This is a genomic window from Parcubacteria group bacterium, from assembly GCA_041657845.1.
Classification (GTDB): domain Bacteria; phylum Patescibacteriota; class Minisyncoccia; order Moranbacterales; family JAKLHP01; genus JAKLHP01.
This window is the reverse complement of the sequence record JBBABD010000066.1, coordinates 1-2,509: the sequence shown is the minus strand read 5'-3', so window position 1 is coordinate 2,509 and position 2,509 is coordinate 1. Positions and strand designations below refer to the sequence as shown.

4 protein-coding genes are annotated in these 2,509 nt (G+C 60.1%); all 4 read left to right on the top strand.

The features are described from left to right. On the top strand, nucleotides 1-1,143 hold a 1,143-nt coding region (locus tag WC906_05540; GenBank protein MFA5777862.1), incomplete at its 5' end, for a hypothetical protein. Between the two features lie 2 nt (nucleotides 1,144-1,145). Continuing rightward, complete coding sequence (locus WC906_05535; protein ID MFA5777861.1) at nucleotides 1,146-1,430, top strand: hypothetical protein; 285 nt, start codon at nucleotides 1,146-1,148, stop codon at nucleotides 1,428-1,430. After that, on the top strand, nucleotides 1,427-1,738 hold the full coding sequence (locus tag WC906_05530) for a hypothetical protein (GenBank protein MFA5777860.1): 312 nt from the start codon (nucleotides 1,427-1,429) through the stop codon (nucleotides 1,736-1,738). The genes WC906_05535 and WC906_05530 overlap by 4 nt, the downstream gene beginning before the upstream one ends. A gap of 184 nt (nucleotides 1,739-1,922) precedes the next feature. After that, nucleotides 1,923-2,509, top strand: a 587-nt coding sequence (locus WC906_05525; protein ID MFA5777859.1) for a hypothetical protein, incomplete at its 3' end; no start/stop codon positions are given.

The following is a 2,509-nucleotide window of genomic DNA, read 5'->3' as shown; positions in this document are numbered from 1 at the left end:
ATGCTGGAGGGCGAGGAGGGCAAGGAGAAGCTGCGGAGTTGCTACCGAATAATCGTCAACGGAATCCTTTTGCTCGACTCCCCCCTCCTCTGGGGCGGAAAGAAGAAGAAATACCCCTTCGCCAAGGCGGTCTTCGAGCCGTTCGCCAAGCCGATGTTCTGGGGCGACAGCCTCCCCAACATCGTCATGGGACTCCAGGACGAGGAGAACGCGCTCGAGAACTCCCTGCTCGACAAGACGCACCGCTCCCTCGTCACCCCCATGCTGGTGGGCGAGGTGAACAAGGACAGCCTTGAGCTCGAGGACAGGCTCATCACGGGGAGCGAGAGGCTCTACGTCGAGAACGTGGACCAGGTGAAGCCCATGCCGGTGGCCGGCCCGACGCAGGGCGAGTTCTCCATGCTCGACCGCGTTTCCAAGCTCCTCTCCGACGCCACCCTCGACGCCCTCCAGGGCGGGGCGACCGGCTCCGGCTCGACCGCCCGCGAGGTCGTCCTCGCGAACGAGAGGGCGAGCGAGAACAAGGGCGGGTTCTATCTCATGCTCAAGGACCTCTGGCTCCAGAAGGTCCGCCTCCGCGCCGACCTAATCGTCGCCAACCACTCCCGCACGGGGAAGGACGGCAAGGGCATGACCATGAACTCCAGGAACGCCCGGCTCTCTGGCGGCGGCACCGGCACCATGCGCCTAATGGTGAGGCCGGAGAAGGAGATAAGGGAGATGAACCGCGTCATGGGCTACGGCGAGGACAGGGAGCCGTTCAACATGACAGACGTCATGGAGCAGGAGGCCAAGATGACCGAGGGCGAGGACGTCGAGCTCATGGCCATCCCCCCCGGATACCTCGACGATTACGAGTACGAGGCCGAAATCCAGACCGAATCCATGCGGCAGAAGGGCAAGGGCGTGGACATGGCCCTCACCTCGGAGATGACCGAGCAGGTCGCCGCCCTCTTCCCCGGCATCTTCCTCGCCAACAAGCGCGTGTTCTTCGACGAGATGGTGAAGCAATACGGGCAGAACCCCGCCCGCTACAAGGACGGCGAGGCCGTCGCCGTGCCCGGCGTCCCAGGAGCCGCCCCCGTGGCCGACATGATGGCGGCAGGGACCAAGCCCCTCGGGGAGATGGGGACGTTATCGTGACTATGAATGAATTCTCAAAAGGAAAGAGGTTTGGATTTAGGTGGCCCAAGGGTTCTCTTGACGCCTATACGGTGTTTGTCGAGTCAGAGCTTACGGACACCCCGTGTAAGTGCGGGGAAAAGTCTTTTGTCGTCGTGCTTAACCTTAAGGGGAGCTTCACTACGGAAAATCTCTGTGAGAAGTGCGCTAGGGAAAAGTTGGAGGAACCCGTCATTTCTGCCGTCGAGATAAGGATGAACCTGAACAGAGAACGTCGAGAGAAGGATAAACTTAACGGAAAACCATGAAAACGCTTGACAGAATCAAGAGCTTCTTCACCGCCAGGGACCACGAGACCAAGGACCTCTCCGGCTTCGAGCAGGACAAGGTGAACCTCTGGCTCGCGCAGACCTTCCCGCGGCCGGAGTTCCAGAACTACATGGCCAAGGAGCTCTACGGGCTCCTGAAGCTCATGGGAAGCGGGATTGAGGGGAAGGAATACTGGTCTGCCTTCGGGCAGAGGAAGGCCTTGCTTGCGCTCCTCCGCGATTCTAAGGTACAATTTGAGATAGAGGAGCGCAAAAGGAAGGCTAAACAGCAGGTAGAGGTCATTTAACCTTCAAGTCACAGTTCACGAAACGTCGGTGGGCCGCAATTGCCTCCCTGACGCTGGTTCGTGAACTGTCCAGCGGCATAGAGGCGATTGAGACCCCCCGAAAGGAGGGTCTTTTTCGTCAGAAAACCTAATCCATAGAGTCGCAGGGCGCGGGAACCCTGCCAAAACAAGCCCGTTTAACGATATGGAAGACAAGAACGAGAGGACGCTCGATGAGGAAACCGTCATCGACGCCGAAACCGAGGAGATTAAGCCCGACGCTGCCGAGGTCGACGAGGAGACCCTCGAACAGGCCAAGGAGCGCGCTCGAATCGCCGAGGAGAAGGCCGAGAAGGCCATGAAAGACCTCATCGCCGTTAAGAACTCGCGCAAGGAGGAGAAGGCGAAGGCCAAGGCCCCGAACATCGAGGCCGAGTTCGATACCTTCCTCAAGAAGCGCAACGAGCAGAGCGTCCTCAAGAAGGTGGTCGACGAAAAGAGCCCTTTCTACCTCCCCGAACTGGTCGACGACGCCCAGTTCCGCAAGGTCACCGGCTACCTGCCGCGAAACATCGACAGGACGAGCGAGGAGGCCATCCACAAGGCCCTCAAGCTGGCCGTGAGGATGTGGAAGGAGGACGAGGGGGAGGTTCCGGCCAAGAAGACCGACCGCTCCGTGGAAGCCGACCTGTCGGCCTCCGACTCCAAGCCCGGCGGCAAGTCCGGGCAGGAGGAGAAGAGGAAGTTTAACCACCCGCGCCCGTCGACCAACATGGCCGACTGGTACAAGAA